Here is a 15,611-nt window from a genome sequence, read left to right as displayed (position 1 = left end):
GCGTCCGGACCGAGCCGGGCGGCGAGCACCTGCCACAGCGCCGGGAGCGCCCGGCTGCCCTCCAGGGTGAGGCTGGTGTCGCGGCCGCGCAGGTGCAGCCCCTCGCGCAGCGGGGTCACCGCCACCCCGGGGCGCAGCCGGGGCCGGTGGGTCTCCGGTTCGGCCGTCATGCCGCCCCCTCCATGTACGTCCCGTCGGTGCGAGTCCCGTTCATGCGCGTCCCGTCCGTGCCCGCCTGGCCGGTCCCGGCCCCGGCCCCGGCCGCCTCCGGGGCGCCGAGGAGCGCCTGCCAGCGGTGCCCGGTCAGCTCGGGCACGCTGCGCACCAGCAGGTGGGCGGCGAGGTAGCGCTCCAGCGGGCGGACGTCGCAGATGGCGAGCAGCCGGTACAGGCCGTTGGTGCCGGTCCGGTTGATCAGGTAGTCCGGGCGGCGCCACATCGCGCCGTCGGGGTCGCTGCGGTGCAGCAGCCGGTGGAACTCGCTGTAGCGGGTGCGCAGTTCGGCGTTCCAGCGTTCGGCGGTGGCCCGGTCGCCGAGGGCCTCGGCGCGCTCCCGGTACGCGGTGTGGCGGCCGCCGAGGTCGGCTCCGGCCGCCAGCCGCCGCTCGGCGAGGCTCCAGGCGTTCGCCGACCAGTGCGCCCAGTCCCGCTCCCAGTCACGCGCCCCGCCTTCGGTGATCCGGCCCACCAGCGCCGTGACCGCCCGGCCGGTGCGCTCCCAGCGGCGCTCGAAGCCGGCCCGCAGGCTGCCGTCCGGGTCCTCGTGGACCAGGAAGTCCTCCAGGTGCGAGAGCACCGAGTAGTGCGCGCCGACCAGCCCGTCCGGGTGCGCGGTGGCGTGCGCGGCGAGCGCCGTCACCACCAGCTGCACCCGCGCCTGCGGCGTGTCGCCGTGCGCGCCGAGGAAGTGGCAGGCCGAGTCCAGGGCGGGCAGGCCGGTCCGCAGCAACTCCTCGCGCAGCTCGGCGGATTCGGCGCCGATCAGGGACCGCAGGGCGTGTTCGGCGGACCGGTCGACGGGCGCCGCGACGACGGTGTTGTCCGGCACCAACGGCCCGTACGGCGGTGCGACCAGCTCGGCCCGTCCGGCGGCGGCGGCCTCGGCGAGCAGCTGATCGTCCGAGCGGTCGGCGACGGAGGGGTGGGCGGCCGCCCACGCCCGCAGCGCCTCGGCGGACCGCCGCGCCGCCCCGGACACCCGCGCCTCGGGGCCGCGCAGCCGCAGCCGCAGGTGCGGACCGAACCGCCAGTGCCGCTCGACGTGGGCGGCCAGCCCCTCGGCCGCCGCCCGCCGGGCCAGCGGCAGGACGGCTTCGCGCAGCGCGCGGGCCTTGTCGGGCCGGTAGTGGTACAGGACCACGTCCCAGGCGGTCACGGCCCCCTGGCCGTCGGCCGGGTCACTCATCGGGCGCCTCCTCGGCGACGGCAGTACGGGCGGTCCGGACTGCTCGGGCGGTACGGGCGGAAGCGCGGGCAGCGGCCCCCGCCGTGCTGTCCCGGCCGGGCCGGTAGGTCTCCACCACGAGTTCCACGGCCCGGGTCGGCTCCAACTGCCCCGCGATGCCCGGCAGGGCCTCCTCCAGCACCGCGCCGCGCGGGTGCCGGGTGAGCCACTTGGCGAGGTGGCGCAGGTGCAGCGGGTTGCCGAGGTCGACGGGCTGCGGCTTGGGGGCGCGCAGGTGGGCGACGAAGGCGTCGGCGGGTGTGCCCGTGCCGTCGGCGGTGGCCGGTGCGGGGTGGAGGAAGAGCTGTTCGGGCAGGCCGAGCCGGGCCCGCCAGCGGGCGACGGTCGCGGCCGGGACCCCGTCGGGGCCCGGGTCGGCGGCGAGTTCGGCCCGCAGGGCGTCGAGCACCCCGGCCGGTAGCTGCCAGCGGCGGCGGGCGAGGACGACGTGCCGGTGGCGCAGCCGCGGGGTGCGCAGCACGCTGCCGCCGGGCGCGGCCAGGGTGGTGCGCGGCAGCAGCGGGCGGAAGTCGACGACCCCGTTGGGGTGGTCGGCGAGCAGTGGGCCGAGCCGCCGGGGCAGCATGACCGGCGCGAGGAAGCCCAGGTAGAGGACGTCGAGCAGTTCGCCGGTGCCGCGCAGCCGCAGCCGGAGCTGGTCGTCGGCCGGGTCGTGGACGAGGTCGAGGTCGGCCTCGGCGAGGCTGGTCCACCGCCGGTCAGGGCCGATCTCGTCGGCGAGCAGCCGGGGGTGGAGGTTGGCGTTGAAGCCGCCGACCGGCCGGACCTGGGCGGCGCGGGCACCGGCCCCGAGCCCGGAGCGGAGCTGCCGGGCGACCTCGGCGGCGGCCCGCGGGGGCAGGCCGTCGAGGAACCGGCTGGTGAAGCGCCCCCAGCCGCCGTAGACATGGTTGACGCACACCAGGCCGTCCCCGGGGTCGCGTTGGAGGAACCAGGAGTAGCTGAGCGGCCGGGCCGCGGTCCAGTGGGGCAGCCGGGCGGCCAGGGCGCGGACCCGCTCGGCGGGGAGCACGAGTTCGCCGTCCAGCTCCGGGAGGTGGGCGAACTCCTGTCGTAGCAGAGCCAGTTCGTCCGGCAGGCCGGTATCCGCCCAGGCGTCCGCCGCGTCGGCGCCGAAGTCCCAGGGCGCGTCGCACACCCCGCCGACCCCGTAGCGGGCGACGAAGCGGTCCCGGGCGGCCCGGCGCATCAGGTGGCCGTGGTCGAACAGCTCGGCGAGCGCGGTGAGTTCGGCGAGCACCGTACGGTCGGCCGCGCTCAGTCGGGGGCGCGGCGCGGCCGGCGTGTGGACGTCCTCGCTGAGGACGCTGAGCGGCGCGGCCTCGTCCGGCACCGGCCGTCCGGCGTCGGCCAGCAGTCGCCGCCAGTGGTCGGCGAGGGAGGCCAGCAGGGCGGGGCGGTGCTCGCCCGGGGTCGCCACCAACGAGCCTGTTGCCAGGTCGAGTCGGTCGAGCCGTTCAGCCAGTGCGGCGTCCTCCGGCCACTGCCGCAGCCAGTCGGCCAGGCTGCGGAGCGGCCGCCGGTCCTGCGGGTCGACCGGCTCGGCGGGCACCAGCAGCCGGGCCGTCAGGAGCCGGCCCACGAAGCGGTGCGCGGCCGGGTCGTCACCGGGGCGGCCGAGGGCCTCGGCGAGCCGGGCGGCGAGGCGGTCCGGCCGGTCCGGGGTGGCCGCGAGCGAGGCGAGCAGGGCCAGTTCGGGCCGGGCCGCGAGCTCGACCTCCTCCTCCCGGGTGACGAGGTAGCGCCCGCCCGCGAACACCACCTCGGCGCGCGCGTAGCGGGCGCGGCCGTCGGCGACCCGGGCGGCGCTGGTCATCCGGTGCGGCAGCGTACGGCTGCGGCGGGGGTCGTCGAGCAGGGCCTGGACGAGCGCGGCGACCAGCGCCCGGTTCTCCCGGACGACCGCGCGCGGGCCGTCCGCCGCCTCCTCCGCCTCCGCATCCTCCGCCGTCACGTCGGAGGTCCAGCCGACGGCGGTGAACCAGGACAGCGGGCTGGTCTTGGCGGTGGCCCGCAGGGCGTGCCGCAGGACGGCCGCCTCTTCCTTCCGGGCCCGTCCGCGCGGCTCCCCGGTCGCGCCCGCCGTGTGGGCCACCGCGCGCAGCAGGTCGGCGCTGGTGAGGGCGACGGCCCGGGTGAAGGCCGGCTCCCGGCAGATGCCCGCGAGGGAGGCCCGTTCGGCGGCCAGGGCGGGCGGGACGGCATCGGCGAGCGCCGCCAGCAGCCGGGCCCGCAGCCGTCGCAGCTCCAGCCACTCGGCGAGTCGGGGGACGCGGTGCGGCAGGTCGCCGAACCGGTCGAGCAGCGCCGCCCGCGGCGGGCGCCCGTTGTGCAGGTCGCGGCGGAGCGGCAGCACGACGCGGCGGTGGAACTCCTCGTCGTGCCCGGCCCGGCTGGCGTACAGGTCGTCGCAGAGGGCCGGCCGCAGGGCTTCGGCCGCGGCCTCGGCGGCGGTGAGGCCGCCCAGCAGCGCCCGGGCGCCCGCCGAGTCGGCGGACTGGGCGGGCCGGGCGAGGACGGTGGAGCGCACCAGGGCGTGGCGCGCGGTGTACGCGGCCGGTGCGGGTGCGTTCACGGGCGAGGGCGCGGGCGAGGGCGAGGGCACGCGGGCGTCCCGGGGCAGGGCGGTTCGGTTGGGCATGGCAGTTCCCTCCGACGGGGCCTGGCGGCGCGTCTCGTGGGACTGGTCGGACGGGCCGCGGCGTCGACGTCGCGGGCCCGGCCGGGATCCGCACGGCACGCCCTGGGTACGCGGGACGAACCCGACGCGTCCGGGTGGACGCGCCGGGTTCCGTCCTGATGCGCTGGCACCGGCCCCGGAAGGCCTGGCCGGCAGGCCCGGCGTACAACCGGACCCTAGGACGTCAGGCGGTCGGCACGTCCGGCAGCTGCGGCTGCGCGCAGGAGGACGAGCCCTGGCAGGAGCAGGAGCCCCAGGACGCGCCGTTCTCCGGCAGCGCGACGGTGTCGCGCAGCGAGGTGACGGTCAGCTCGCTGAGGTCGAGGTCCTGAAGGTCGAGGCCCTCGGTGGCAGCGGTACGGGACGTGGTGGTGTCGGACATGGCGAACTCCCTCGGATGGGCAGGCGTGCCGGTCGGACCGGAAAGGTGTGCCTGCGAGCGGGTGCTGCGGAATGTGCCGGGTCCCCCGTGGGTGCGCCGCACTCGGGCCGCTCGGGCCCGGGCTTCGCGCCGCCCGAGAACGAATCTAGGCACCCGGCGGCGCCCGGCGGTACGGCCGATCGGCACCTTGGCCGGGAGCCCGTACCCCGTCGGCTCAAGACCGGTCCGGCTCAAGCGGCACTCCAGCGGCCCCCCACGGGCCCCCGACCGCGGCCCGGCCCGGGCGCGACCGGCGCCGGCTCCGCGCGGCGTCCGTCCGTCCTGTTTCCGGTCCGCGGACTCGTCGGCGGGGCTCGCCGGGGAGGACCGGCCGTGCGACGACACGGGTGGGATCAACGGCCCACGGCGCGATCGACACCCGTGGTCGGGGCGTGCTCGTACGCAACCCGGCCCAGGACGTCCTGCGGGGCTTCTCGACCGGTCCTGGATCCCGCGTCGAGCGGCACCCGTTCAACGGCATGCGGAAGCCCGGCCGGGGGCGGGACGTGGGCCTGCCTTCGGACTCGCGCCCCCGGGGCCGCTCAGTGCAGCGGCAGCAGCCCCGGGACCGGGCCGCCCCGCCGGGTCAGGCGGCGCAGGAAGGTGGTGACGCCGGGGGTGCCGACCGCCCAGGCCCGGGCCTCCGTGTCCGGCCGGCGGCCGGGCAGCAGCGGCCGGTTCGGCGTGCCGCCCGCCCGCATGAGGACCAGCTCCGCCACCTCCTGGGCGGCGGCCCAGTGCCGGGCCTCGCCGGTGGCCACCGCGAGGTCGACGCAGAGGTCCCCGACGCCCGCGAGGCCGCAGCAGCGGAAGACCTGCGCGGTCCTCGGGGCGAGCGTCCGGCAGGTGTCGGCGGCGTCGGCGGCCAGCGCCGTCAGCGCGTCGTCGCCGTACTGCCGGCCGGCCTGGACCAGCAGGGTGCCGAGCCCGGCCAGCCCCCGGCACCAGGAGAGGTAGCGGCGGGTCGCCCCGGGTGCGCGGGCGGCGGCGATGATGCCGGGGAGGTCGGCCGCGAGGCCGTCCACGATCTCCCGGGCGGCGCGCCGGGACGCCTCGTCGGGCATCGCGAGCAGGAAGTGGGCGACGCCCGCGCGGCCGTGCGCGAAGCCCTCCGCGAGGGCGGCGGTGCCGGGGTTGGGCTCCTCCCCGAGGTCGTCCAGCGGACGGCCGACCAGTTCGGCGGCGCAGTCGGCCGCCGCCGCCCGGTGCGCTCCCGTCTCCGGGCCGAGCCCGGCGAGCAGCAGGTGCCCGGTGCCGATCCCGGCGGTCCCCGCGATCTGGTCGACGCCCGTCCCCTCGTACCGGCGGGGCGCCGGGGGCTGGGTGCCCAGCGCGGCGGCCGCCTCGGCGAGGAACAGGTCGACGCCCGTACGGCCCTGGTGGAGCGAGCCGTCCAGGCGGCCGAGGGCCGGGTGGGCGGCCGTCCAGGCGGCCAGGTCGGCGGCGGCGGAGCGGGCGTCCGGGCGGTCCGGGTGCTGGAGGAGTTCGAGGCCGAGGCCGGCGGCGCCGTCGTACAGCGAGAGCAGGGTCCGGGGCCGCTCGGCGCCCGGGTCGGCGGCGAGCAGCTCGCGGGCCATCCGGACGCAGGTGGTGACGGTGTGGTCGAGCGCGCCGTCCAGGACGCTCCGCCGGGTCTCCGCGTTCCACCGGGCGTGGCGGGCCCGCCGGGTCGGCACCGTCCCCTCCCGCAGCCGGGCCGCCGTGGCCGCACGCCGCGCCGGGTCGAGGCTCAGCAGGCCCTCGACGAGTTCCGCGGCCGGGTGCCCGGGCTCCGGGAGGGCGGCGCGCAGGCAGGCCAGGGTGCGGTCGCGGTTGGTCGCCGGGTCGGGGTCGATCACCACCGGGTCGAGGCCGGTGAGGGCGTGGTGCAGGGTGGCGCCCAGCGCGTAGTGGTCCTCGGTGGGGTCCTCTCCGGTGGCGCCGGGCAGGCCGTACCCGGCGGTGGCGCCCGGCGGGCGGTCGCCGTCCAGGGCGCTCACACCGAAGTCGACCAGCGCGGGCCGGCCGTCCCGGTCGAGCACGACGTTCGCGGGCTTGAGGTCGCAGACCACCACGCCGCGCGCGTGCACCGCGTCCAGCACCCGCAGCAACGCGCGCGCCAGCGTCCACCAGTCCCGCCCGCCCGGGCCGTCAGCGGAACCCGCGCCACCCGCGTCTCCCGCCTCGGCGTCGTACGGGCCGCGGGTGAGCACCTCGCGGCGCAGGTCGGACCGCCCGCAGGCGGTGCTGACCAGGTACTCGTCGGTTCCGTGTCGGAAGTAGTCGACCAGCGCGGGCACTCCGGGGACCCCGGCCAGCGCGTCGAGCACCCGGCGCTCGTGCCGCAGCCGGCCGCGCGCGTCGACACCCGCGCCGTCCTCGGCGACGAAGGCCCGGGCCTGCTTGACCACCACCTCGCGCCCGGTGGCGAGGTGGACCGCGCGGTAGACGTGGCCGCTCGGCGCGCGGGTGATGCCGGCGGTGATCCGGTAGCGGCCGTCGCCGACCCGGGTGGTCGCCGGGCGGGCGGGGGCGCCGGGCGCCTCGAACGGGTCGCTCGCCCAGGGCGGTCGGCGATAGCGGGCCTCGGCCAGGCCGGGGAACAGCGCGCCGTCCGGGCCGGCCATGCCGGCCTGGGCCTCGTCGTCGGTGACCCGGAACGGACCGTAGCGGTAGTGCACCGGGGCGTCCGGCCGCACCCGGCGGTCGCTGACCACGGCGGGGCCTTCCCGGCCGGCCAGCGCCTGCGCCAACTCCAGCCCCAGGGCCCGGACTTCCTCGGGCCGGGGGTAGACCGTGACGGCCTTGCCCACGGCAGCGGCGCCGTGCCGTCCGCTGTTGAGTTCCCACAGCGCCGCCGTGCTCACCGCGAACTTCACGTCGCAGACCCGGCCGAGCAGGATCGGGAGCGCCGTGTCCAGCAGCGCTTCGAAGCCGTCCGGGCGGGCGGAGAGGTGCAGCTTCCAGCCGTGGGCGAGCTCCGGCATGCGCGGGTCCCGGAGGTACCACCACTGGCCGTCGGTGCGCAGCGGGCGGTGCGGGCCGGGCGCGCGGGCGGCCAACTGCTCGGCCCTGCCGCCCAGTTGCTCCCGCAGTGCGTCCCGGTGCGCGGCCTCGGCGGAGCCGGGGTCGGGCGGTGCGTTCATGGTTCCGTCCTCCCCCGGTCCGCCGTGGTCCGCCGTTCGTTCGGATCCGGGTGGATCAGGCGTTGAACTCACAGGGGAAGCGGGTCGGGACGTAGGTCACCCACGGCTCGCCCAGGCAGGCGGCGGGCGCGAGGTCGGCGTCGAACTCGTCCTCGAAGACGATGGCGTCCTCGTCGATCTCCAGCGGGCCGGCGTCGCGGATGTCGGTCAGCAGGGCACTCATGGGGGTCCTCCCAATCATTCAGGTGGTTGGGTCCTGCGTGCTGAGCGCGCTCATGCTAGCCAGGCCACCCGACCCGGGACAGGGAGCTGACGGACCCGCCGGATCGACTACGACAAAGGGAGGTTCCGTTTGTGGACGCCGGCTCCCGCCCGCGCCCACCGGGACGACACGAGCCGGTCAGCCGCGCAGGCGCCGGGCCCGGAGGTACTCGCGGGCCAGCAGGCGCAGCGCGGCGGGCTTCGCCGGGCCCGCCGAACGGCGCAGCAGGGCGCCGAGGTCGGCGCGGGCGGCGGCGCTGGTGAGCTCCTCCACGCCGACGATGCAGCGGACCATCGGGCGGTGGGCGGGCGGCACCCGGTCGATCACGGCCCGGCCCTCGGCGAGGCTGCGGTCGGCCCGGTCCAGCAGGGCGGCGAGCAGAGCCCGTACGGCGGGCAGGTCGCGGGCCTGTTCCAGGTCGGCGCGGGTGACGCCGTGCTCCCGGAGGGTCTGCTCGGGGATGGTCAGCCGGCCCTCGGCGAGGTCCTCGGCGAGGTCGTTGACGAAGTCGAGCCGCTGGCTGCCGTCGATGAAGGTGCGGCAGGCGGCGCGGTAGTCACGCTGGTCCCCGTCCGGGCCGAGCAGGGCGGCGACCACCATGAAGCCGGGCAGCGAGTACCCGTCGATGTAGGCCTGGTGGTCCTCCTCGGTGGCGAACCCGGTGAAGTCCAGGTCGGCCCCGGTCGCGGCGAGGAAGTCCAGCACCCGGTCCCGCAGCACGGGGTGGGCGGCGACGCTGTTCAGCAGGGGGCGCAGCTCGGGGTCGTCGGTGCGGCCCGCGGCGAGGCTGTCGGTGACCAGCCGCTGCCAGCGGGCGGAGGCCGCCCGGCGTTCGGCGAGCGGGCCGCTGTCGAGCAGGGTGTCGGTGCGGTGCATGAAGGCGGCGGCGGCGATCACGTGCGGGACCGTCCGGGCGGGCAGCAGCAGGTCGGCGGCGAGCGCGACCTCCCGCTTGTACCGGGCGACCTGCTCCCGCTGCCGGCCGTAGTCGGCCCGCAGCCCGGCCTCCCGCACCCCGGCCGCGTCCAGCGCCCGCTCCCACCTGCCCACTCGGTCCACCCCATCGTTTGTTCGACGGGGGTCGAGCGTAGCCGGTGGGAGCGGGAGGACCTATTCGGGCTCCCGGGACCGTGCGGTCCCGGACCGCGGCCCCCGCGGCGCCGGACCGCAGGGCCCAGGGGCGCCGGTCAGCGCTGGCGGATCGCGGAGAACCCGCAGGCCGGGGTGCAGAGGGTGACGATGCCGCTGTAGCGGTGGGTGGTACGGCCCCGGGTGACACTGTGCACGGTGTGCTTCTCGCGCAGGTTGAGCTCCCGGCAGCGCGGGCAGGCGGCGCCGACCGGCTGGCCCCACGGGCGGTTCGGGTTGAGCTTGGCGATCGAGACGACCATCAGCACCGCGGCCACGCCCGCGCCGCCGAAGCCGACCACCCGCCACACGCCGTTCCCGGACTCCCGACGGTCGATCATCTCGTCGTACGAGTAGGTGCCCCCGCCGCCGCGGCTGGACCATATCCGGCACTCGCTGTGCCGGGTCATGGTCTTGCCGTCGCAGGTCGGCGGGGTGTCCGGGTCCGCCTTGCCGACCACCAGGGCCAGGAAGAAGCCGAGTGCGATCAGCAGGCCGAACAGGACCACGGCGACGGTCCGGCTGCGCCCGGTGTGCAGCCGTTTGCGCTCGTTGTACGCCGTATCGATCACTGCCTGGGCCATGTTGCCCCCGTCGACCGCCACTGGCTCTCCTCCTGGTGTCCGCTTCGCCCGCCCGGCCCGTGGTGCCGGGCGGGAGGCGCCCCTCGGGTGGGGGCGAGAAGAACCCACCACGAAGGGCGTTTGCTTGTACGGAACTTGGGAAGAACTTGACCTTTCAGTCCTCCGCCGCGACCGAGGCCAGGTAGGCCTCCGCCCTGGCCGGGTCGAAGTACCACTCCTCCAGGTCCGCCGGGTCGTCGAAGGCGTTGGCGAACCGGTGGGCCACGGCGGGCAGCGAACCGCCCGCCCCGAGGATCCGGAGGACGTGCGGGGGCGGCGGGGCGAGCAGCTCGTTGCTCCAGGTGGTGGAGGGGGCGGCGGTTCGCCAGAACCCGTCGAAGGCCGCCTGCTGGAAGGCCCGGTCGAAGGGCCTGTCGCCGTGGGCGAGGATCGCCGCCAGGTAGCCGGCGGCGCACTTGGCGGCGTTGTTGGAGCCCTGGCCCGCGATCGGGTCGTTGAGGACGACCACGTCCGCGACGCCCAGCACCGTTCCACCGCCGGGCAGTTCGCCGATCGGACGGCGCACCCCCGGGGCGAAGCGCCCGGCCAGCGTCGCTCCGGCGTCGGTGAGTTCGACGCCGGAACGGGTGCGGTCGTACTCCCAAGGCGTGAAGGCCTTCATCAACTCCAGCGTCACCCGCAGGTGTTCGGCGGGATCGCGGATCCCGTCGAAGGCGTCCGCCGGGCCGCCGGGAATCGCCTCCCAGACCATGGCGTCGCACGGGCCGGCCTCGGTCAGCGCCGGCACCAGGAAGAGCTCGCCGACGCCCGGCACCAGGTTGCAGCGCACCGCCGGGTAGTCGTGCTCGGGGCGCGGACCGAGCCCGTGCACATAGCTGGCCGCCAGCGCGCGCTGCGGCCGCTCGTACGGGGAGCGCTCGTGGTCGCGCTCGAACAGCGAGGCCAGCGCGCCCTTTCCGGAGGCGACCAGCACCAGGTCGTACGAGCCGACCAGGTTCTGCAGGTCGGCCGCGGTCACCTGGCGCAGCTCCACCCGGCCGCCGCGCTCCGCGAACAGCTCCAGCCAGGTGGACATCTTCAGCCGCTGGTCGACGGACTGCGCGTAGGCGTCCAGCCGCCCGACCCAGTCGACCGCCCGCTCCGCCTCCGGCCCGGCGACCGAAACCCCGAGGCCCTCGATCCGGGGCGCCCGGTCGGCCCACAGGTCCAGGCCGAGGGCCCGCTCGGTGCGCAGCGCGGAGTCGAACATGCACTGGCTGGACATCACCCGACCGCCGCGCACCTCCTCCGGGCCGCGGTCGGTCAGCACGGTCACGTCGTAGCCGTGCGCCTGTAGCCCCAGGGCCAGTTGGAGTCCGGCCTGCCCTGCGCCGACGATCAGAACTCTGCGCATCGCCCCTGCTCTCCTGGTGGTACGTCCCGGACGGCGGCCCGGACGGACCGGCCGTCTCCGGCCTGCTTACCAGTCATCGGGGCCGCCCGTCCACGGGCCGTACCGGCCTTCGCTCCCGACCCGTACGGACGCTCGCCCCCGACCCGTACCGGCGCCCGGTCCCGCCCCGCCTCACCCCGTGACCAGCCGTCGGCCGCTGACCTCCTCCGGGCGGATCCGCACCCAGCGCGGCCGCGCCCCGCCCGCCCAGGGGGCCGCGCCGGGCAGCCCGGCCAGCCGGTCGAGCTCGGCGGGGTCGTCCACGTAGTGCGCCGGGCCGAGGGCGAGCACGCTCCAGCCGCGCCCGAGGTACTCGTCGATGTGGTCGACCTGGAAGGAGACCGCGGCCCCCTCCACCGGGGCGGCGGCGTCGTGCTCGCCGGTGCGGTAGGCGAAGGAGCCCTGGTCCACCACGTAGTTGACCGGCAGCACCACCGGCCCCGGCTCGACCGGCAGGGCGATCCGGCCGATGCCGTGGCCGCCGACCAGCTGCCAGCACTCCGGCTCGGTGAGGTCGAGCAGCCGGGGGCGCGGGCCGGGGCCGCCCTGGCCGGGCGCGGCGTCGGCACGGCCGGACCGCAGCTCGCCCGGGGTGGTGTCGAGGGCGGCGGCGATCCGGACGAAGCCCGCCGGGTCGAAGCCGGGCCCCGCCTCCAGCAGGCACCGCAGGTAGCGGGGGGCCATCGCGGCCCGGTTGGCCAGGGCCTCCTCGCTGAGGCCCAGCTGCTCGCGCCGTTCGGCGATCCGACGGGCGACGGCGGCGGGGTCGGGGGTGTCGTTCACGGTGGTGACTCCTCGGCTGGCCGGGGGCCGTCTGGCCGCGTCCGGGCGTTGACCAGGGCGGATCCATCCAAGCGCCCGGCCCCCGGCAAGTCGAGCAACGGCCCGGCCCCGTGCGTGTCGGTCCGCGCCCCCGGGCCGCCGGTGCCCCCGGAGCGGAAACCCGGGGCCGGACGGGCCCCGCTGTGGAAGCATGGCGCGGGTGCTGACCATAGAGATCAACGGCCGCCGGGCGGACGCGGAGAGCGTGTACCGGGTGGCGACGCGGAACTTCGGGCACTTCACCTCGATGCAGGTGCGCGACGGGGCGGTCCGCGGCCTGGACCTGCACCTGGAGCGGCTGGAGACGGCGTCGCGCGCGCTGTTCGGCGAGGGGATCGCGTGCGACGGCGGAACGATCCGGGGGCTGATCGGGCGGGCGCTCGGCGCGGACCGTGACGCGTCGGTCCGGGTGACCGTCACCGCGCGGCTCGGCGACCCGGCCTCGCCCGACGTCATGGTGGCCGTCACCGACCCCGTCCCCGACGCGCCCCAACCCGCGCCGCGCGTCCGCACGGTGACGTACGAACGCGAACTGCCCCACGTCAAGCACCTCGCGACGATGGGCCTGAGCTACCAGCCCCTCCAGGCCCGGGCCGCGGGCTTCGACGACGTCCTGTTCGTCGGGCGGGACGGGCGCCTGAGCGAGGGATCGATCTGGAACGTCGCCTTCTGGGACGGCCGGCAGGTCGTCTGGCCGGAGGCGGACGTACTGCCCGGCATCACGATGCAGCTGCTGCGGCGCGGTCTGACCCGGCTCGGGCTGCCCTGGGAGGTCCGGCCCCTGACCGCCGACGACCTGCCGGGCCTGGGCGCCGCCGCGGCGACCAACTCGATCTGCCCCTGCCAGCCGCTGGCCGCCATCGACGGCACGTCCTTCCCCGCCGACGGGGGCGCCCTGGCCGAAGCCCTCGCCGCCGCCTGGGCCGTGATCCCCTGGGAAGCGGTCTGAACGCACCGGCCCGTCCGGCCCCGCGGGAGTGAGGTCCGGGACCGGCTACCCCTTGGTCCTCCGGTCGCGCCAGGCCGGGGCGAGCGCGGCGAGCATCACCGCCGCGGTGAGCACGAACGCCCACGGGTAGCCCGTCGCGCCCGCGACCGCGCCGAAGGCGACGGCGCCGACGCCCATGCCCCCGTCGAAGGCGACGTTCCACAGCGCCGTCACGGTGCCGTACCCGGCGGGCGGCACCCGGGCGTACATCAGCGTCAGCGTCGCGTTCTGCGCGACGCCGAAGCCCGCGCCGAACACCGTGGCCCCGGCCACCACGGCGACCGGGCTGCCCGTCGAGGCCAGCAGCAGCACCCCGCCGGCGCAGACCAGCAGGGCGGGCAGCACCAGCCCGGACGCGCCCCGGCGGTCCCCGTACCGCCCGGCCAGCCAGCGGGTCGCCGTCGCGGCCGCGGGCTGGACCAGCAGCGCCGCCGCGACGGCGGCGGCGGACGGCACGGCCAGCGGCAGGAAGGTGACCAGGATCCCGGCCGCCAGCGCCGTCGCGCCGAACACCACGGCCGGGCGCAGCAGCGCGCCGCTGCGCAGCCCCTCCCGCAGGCCCACCGTCGGCCCGTCGGCCCGGGTGCGGTCCGGCAGCGCCGGGACGGAGACGACGGCGGCCAGCGGCGCCGCCGCGCCGATCGCGAACACCCAGCCCCAGCCGACGTGCTGGGCCAGCCAGACACCGAGCGGCTGACCGGCCAGGGCGGTCAGCCCGGAGACCAGCCCGACCAGGGCGAGCCCCTCGCCGCGCCGTTCGGCCGGGATCAGCGCGGCGGTCAGCGCCCCGCCCGCGACCAGCGCGACGGCGAAGCCGAGCCCGCGCAGCAGGCAGACCGCGACCACCGCCGCCATGCCGCCGGTCCAGGCGAGCGCCAGGGTGGGCGCGCCCAGCAGCACCAGCCCGGCCGCCAGCGCCCAGCGGTGGCCGAACCTCGCGGTCAGCGACGGGGTGGCGAGCTCGCCGACCACGGTGGCGAACATCAGCGCACCGGTGGCCAGACCCGCCGCGTGCTCGCCGCCGCCGGACTCCTGGGCGTACAGCGGGACGGCGGAGAGCAGCAGGTTGAACCCGGTGGTGCAGCCGAAGAGGGAGACGAGGCGCACCAGCAGCGCCCACGTCACCAGCGGCGGCCGGGCGCGGCCGGAGCCCGCCGCGGAGGCGGTGGTGGTGGTCACCCGGCGACGCTACCGGCCCGCACGGGCCGCCGGTAGGCCCCGCCGAAGCCGCCGGGACACCGCCAGGACGCCGTCGGAGCCCCGGTCGGACCCGCGCCGAGGCCATAGGCCAGCCCTATGACCTCATAGATCATCACCACCTACTTCCCAGGTCATCCGTAGGGTTTGCTACAAAGGTTCAGACCACGTTTGCATCGCGCCCGACCGGAGGACCACTCGTCATGCCCCGCCCGATCCGAGTCGCGATCGTCGGAGCCGGCCCCGCCGGCATCTACGCCGCGGATGCCCTGCTGAAGTCCGACGCCGCCCAGGACCCCGGTGTCTCCATCGACCTGTTCGAGCGGATGCCCGCCCCGTTCGGTCTGATCCGCTACGGGGTCGCCCCCGACCACCCGCGCATCAAGGGCATCGTCACCGCCCTGCACCAGGTGCTCGACAAGCCCCAGGTCCGGCTGTTCGGCAACGTCGACTACCCGAACGACCTCGCCCTGGACGACCTGCACCGCTTCTACGACGCCGTGGTCTTCTCCACCGGCGCGATGGCCGACCGCGCCCTGGACATACCCGGCATCCACCTCGACGGCTCCTACGGCGCGGCCGACTTCGTCTCCTGGTACGACGGCCACCCGGACGTGCCCCGGACCTGGCCGCTGGAGGCCGAGAAGGTCGCCGTGCTCGGCGTCGGCAACGTCGCCCTGGACGTCGCCCGGGTCCTCGCCAAGACCGCCGACGAGCTGCTGCCCACCGAGATCCCGCCGAACGTCTACGAGGGCCTGCGGCGCAACCGGGCCGTCGAGGTGCACGTCTTCGGCCGCCGCGGCCCCGCCCAGGCCAAGTTCAGCCCGATGGAACTGCGCGAGCTGGACCACTCCCCCACCATCGAGGTGATCGTCGCCCCCGAGGACATCGAGTACGACGACGGCTCGATCGCCGAGCGCCGCGCGGTCAAGCACGTCGACCTGGTCGCCTCGACGCTGGAGAACTGGGCGATCCGCGACGTCGGCGACCGCCCGCACCGGGTGTACCTGCACTTCTTCGAGTCCCCGGTCGAGGTGCTCGGCGAGGACGGCAAGGTGGTCGGCCTGCGCACCGAGCGCACCGAGCTGGACGGCACCGGCAACGTGCGCGGCACCGGCGCCTTCACCGACTGGGACGTCCAGTCGGTCTACCGCGCGGTCGGCTACTACTCCGACGAGCTGCCCAAGCTGCCCTTCGACCCGGCCTCGGGCACCGTCCCGCACCAGGCCGGACGGGTCCTGGACGGCGACGGCTCGCACCGCACCGCCACGTACGTCACCGGCTGGATCAAGCGCGGCCCGGTCGGCCTGATCGGCCACACCAAGGGCGACGCCAACGAGACCGTCGCCTGCCTGCTGGACGACCACGCGGCCGACCGCCTGCCCGGCGCCGTCGAGCCGGAGCCGGCGGCCGTCGAGGAGCACCTGCGCGCGCAGGGCGTCCGCTTCACCACCTGGGACGGCTGGAAGCTGCTGGACGCCCACGAGCGCGCGCTCGGCGAGGCCTC

General features: G+C 76.7%; 12 protein-coding genes. 2 read left to right on the top strand and 10 right to left on the bottom strand.

What is annotated here, in order from left to right:
• Window positions 1-166 precede the first annotated feature (166 nt).
• The 9 genes from ACFU7Z_RS21145 to ACFU7Z_RS21105 all read right to left on the bottom strand — a co-directional run bounded on the left by ACFU7Z_RS21145 (window position 167) and on the right by ACFU7Z_RS21105 (window position 11,880).
• Window positions 167-1,405 carry a hypothetical protein gene (locus ACFU7Z_RS21145; RefSeq protein ID WP_380778840.1) on the bottom strand — a complete coding sequence of 413 codons (1,239 nt, stop codon included), beginning with the start codon at window positions 1,403-1,405 and terminating at the stop codon, window positions 167-169.
• On the bottom strand, window positions 1,398-4,106 hold the full coding sequence (locus ACFU7Z_RS21140) for a lantibiotic dehydratase (RefSeq protein WP_380778838.1): 2,709 nt from the start codon (window positions 4,104-4,106) through the stop codon (window positions 1,398-1,400). The genes ACFU7Z_RS21145 and ACFU7Z_RS21140 overlap by 8 nt, the downstream gene beginning before the upstream one ends.
• Window positions 4,107-4,329: 223 nt before the next feature.
• A complete protein-coding gene (locus ACFU7Z_RS21135) occupies window positions 4,330-4,527 on the bottom strand; it encodes a thiazolylpeptide-type bacteriocin (protein WP_049656540.1) in 198 nt (65 codons plus the stop codon).
• A gap of 581 nt (window positions 4,528-5,108) precedes the next feature.
• Window positions 5,109-7,691, bottom strand: coding sequence for a class IV lanthionine synthetase LanL (gene lanL / locus ACFU7Z_RS21130; RefSeq protein ID WP_380778836.1), 2,583 nt, complete (start codon window positions 7,689-7,691; stop codon window positions 5,109-5,111).
• A 55-nt stretch (window positions 7,692-7,746) separates the two neighbouring features.
• Window positions 7,747-7,914 carry an SflA family class IV lanthipeptide gene (locus ACFU7Z_RS21125; RefSeq protein ID WP_198959379.1) on the bottom strand — a complete coding sequence of 56 codons (168 nt, stop codon included), beginning with the start codon at window positions 7,912-7,914 and terminating at the stop codon, window positions 7,747-7,749.
• 177 nt (window positions 7,915-8,091) lie between these two features.
• The gene (locus ACFU7Z_RS21120; protein ID WP_380778834.1) at window positions 8,092-9,003 is read right to left on the bottom strand and encodes a squalene/phytoene synthase family protein; all 912 of its coding nucleotides are present in this window, start codon (window positions 9,001-9,003) and stop codon (window positions 8,092-8,094) included.
• 137 nt (window positions 9,004-9,140) lie between these two features.
• A complete protein-coding gene (locus tag ACFU7Z_RS21115; RefSeq protein WP_380742153.1) occupies window positions 9,141-9,686 on the bottom strand; it encodes a hypothetical protein in 546 nt (181 codons plus the stop codon).
• Window positions 9,687-9,819: 133 nt separating this feature from the next.
• Window positions 9,820-11,058, bottom strand: coding sequence for a styrene monooxygenase/indole monooxygenase family protein (locus ACFU7Z_RS21110; RefSeq protein WP_049656533.1), 1,239 nt, complete (start codon window positions 11,056-11,058; stop codon window positions 9,820-9,822).
• Between the two features lie 171 nt (window positions 11,059-11,229).
• Window positions 11,230-11,880 carry a helix-turn-helix domain-containing protein gene (locus ACFU7Z_RS21105; RefSeq protein ID WP_380778831.1) on the bottom strand — a complete coding sequence of 217 codons (651 nt, stop codon included), beginning with the start codon at window positions 11,878-11,880 and terminating at the stop codon, window positions 11,230-11,232.
• 199 nt (window positions 11,881-12,079) lie between these two features.
• On the opposite strand from ACFU7Z_RS21105, the gene ACFU7Z_RS21100 reads away from it, so the two are divergent.
• On the top strand, window positions 12,080-12,868 hold the full coding sequence (locus ACFU7Z_RS21100; RefSeq protein ID WP_380778829.1) for an aminotransferase class IV: 789 nt from the start codon (window positions 12,080-12,082) through the stop codon (window positions 12,866-12,868).
• A gap of 45 nt (window positions 12,869-12,913) precedes the next feature.
• Here the strand turns inward: ACFU7Z_RS21100 and ACFU7Z_RS21095 are convergent, their stop codons facing one another.
• Window positions 12,914-14,086: an MFS transporter gene (locus ACFU7Z_RS21095; protein WP_074003114.1), complete on the bottom strand. Its 1,173-nt coding sequence runs from the start codon at window positions 14,084-14,086 to the stop codon at window positions 12,914-12,916.
• Window positions 14,087-14,307: 221 nt separating this feature from the next.
• Between ACFU7Z_RS21095 and ACFU7Z_RS21090 the strand changes: the two genes are divergently transcribed.
• Window positions 14,308-15,611, top strand: a 1,304-nt coding sequence (locus ACFU7Z_RS21090; RefSeq protein ID WP_380778827.1) for an FAD-dependent oxidoreductase, incomplete at its 3' end; no start/stop codon positions are given.

The organism is Kitasatospora sp. NPDC057518, from assembly GCF_042802075.1.
Lineage (GTDB): Bacteria > Actinomycetota > Actinomycetes > Streptomycetales > Streptomycetaceae > Kitasatospora.
The sequence above is the reverse complement of the archived record's forward strand: the minus strand, read 5'-3'. Positions and strand labels throughout refer to the sequence as shown.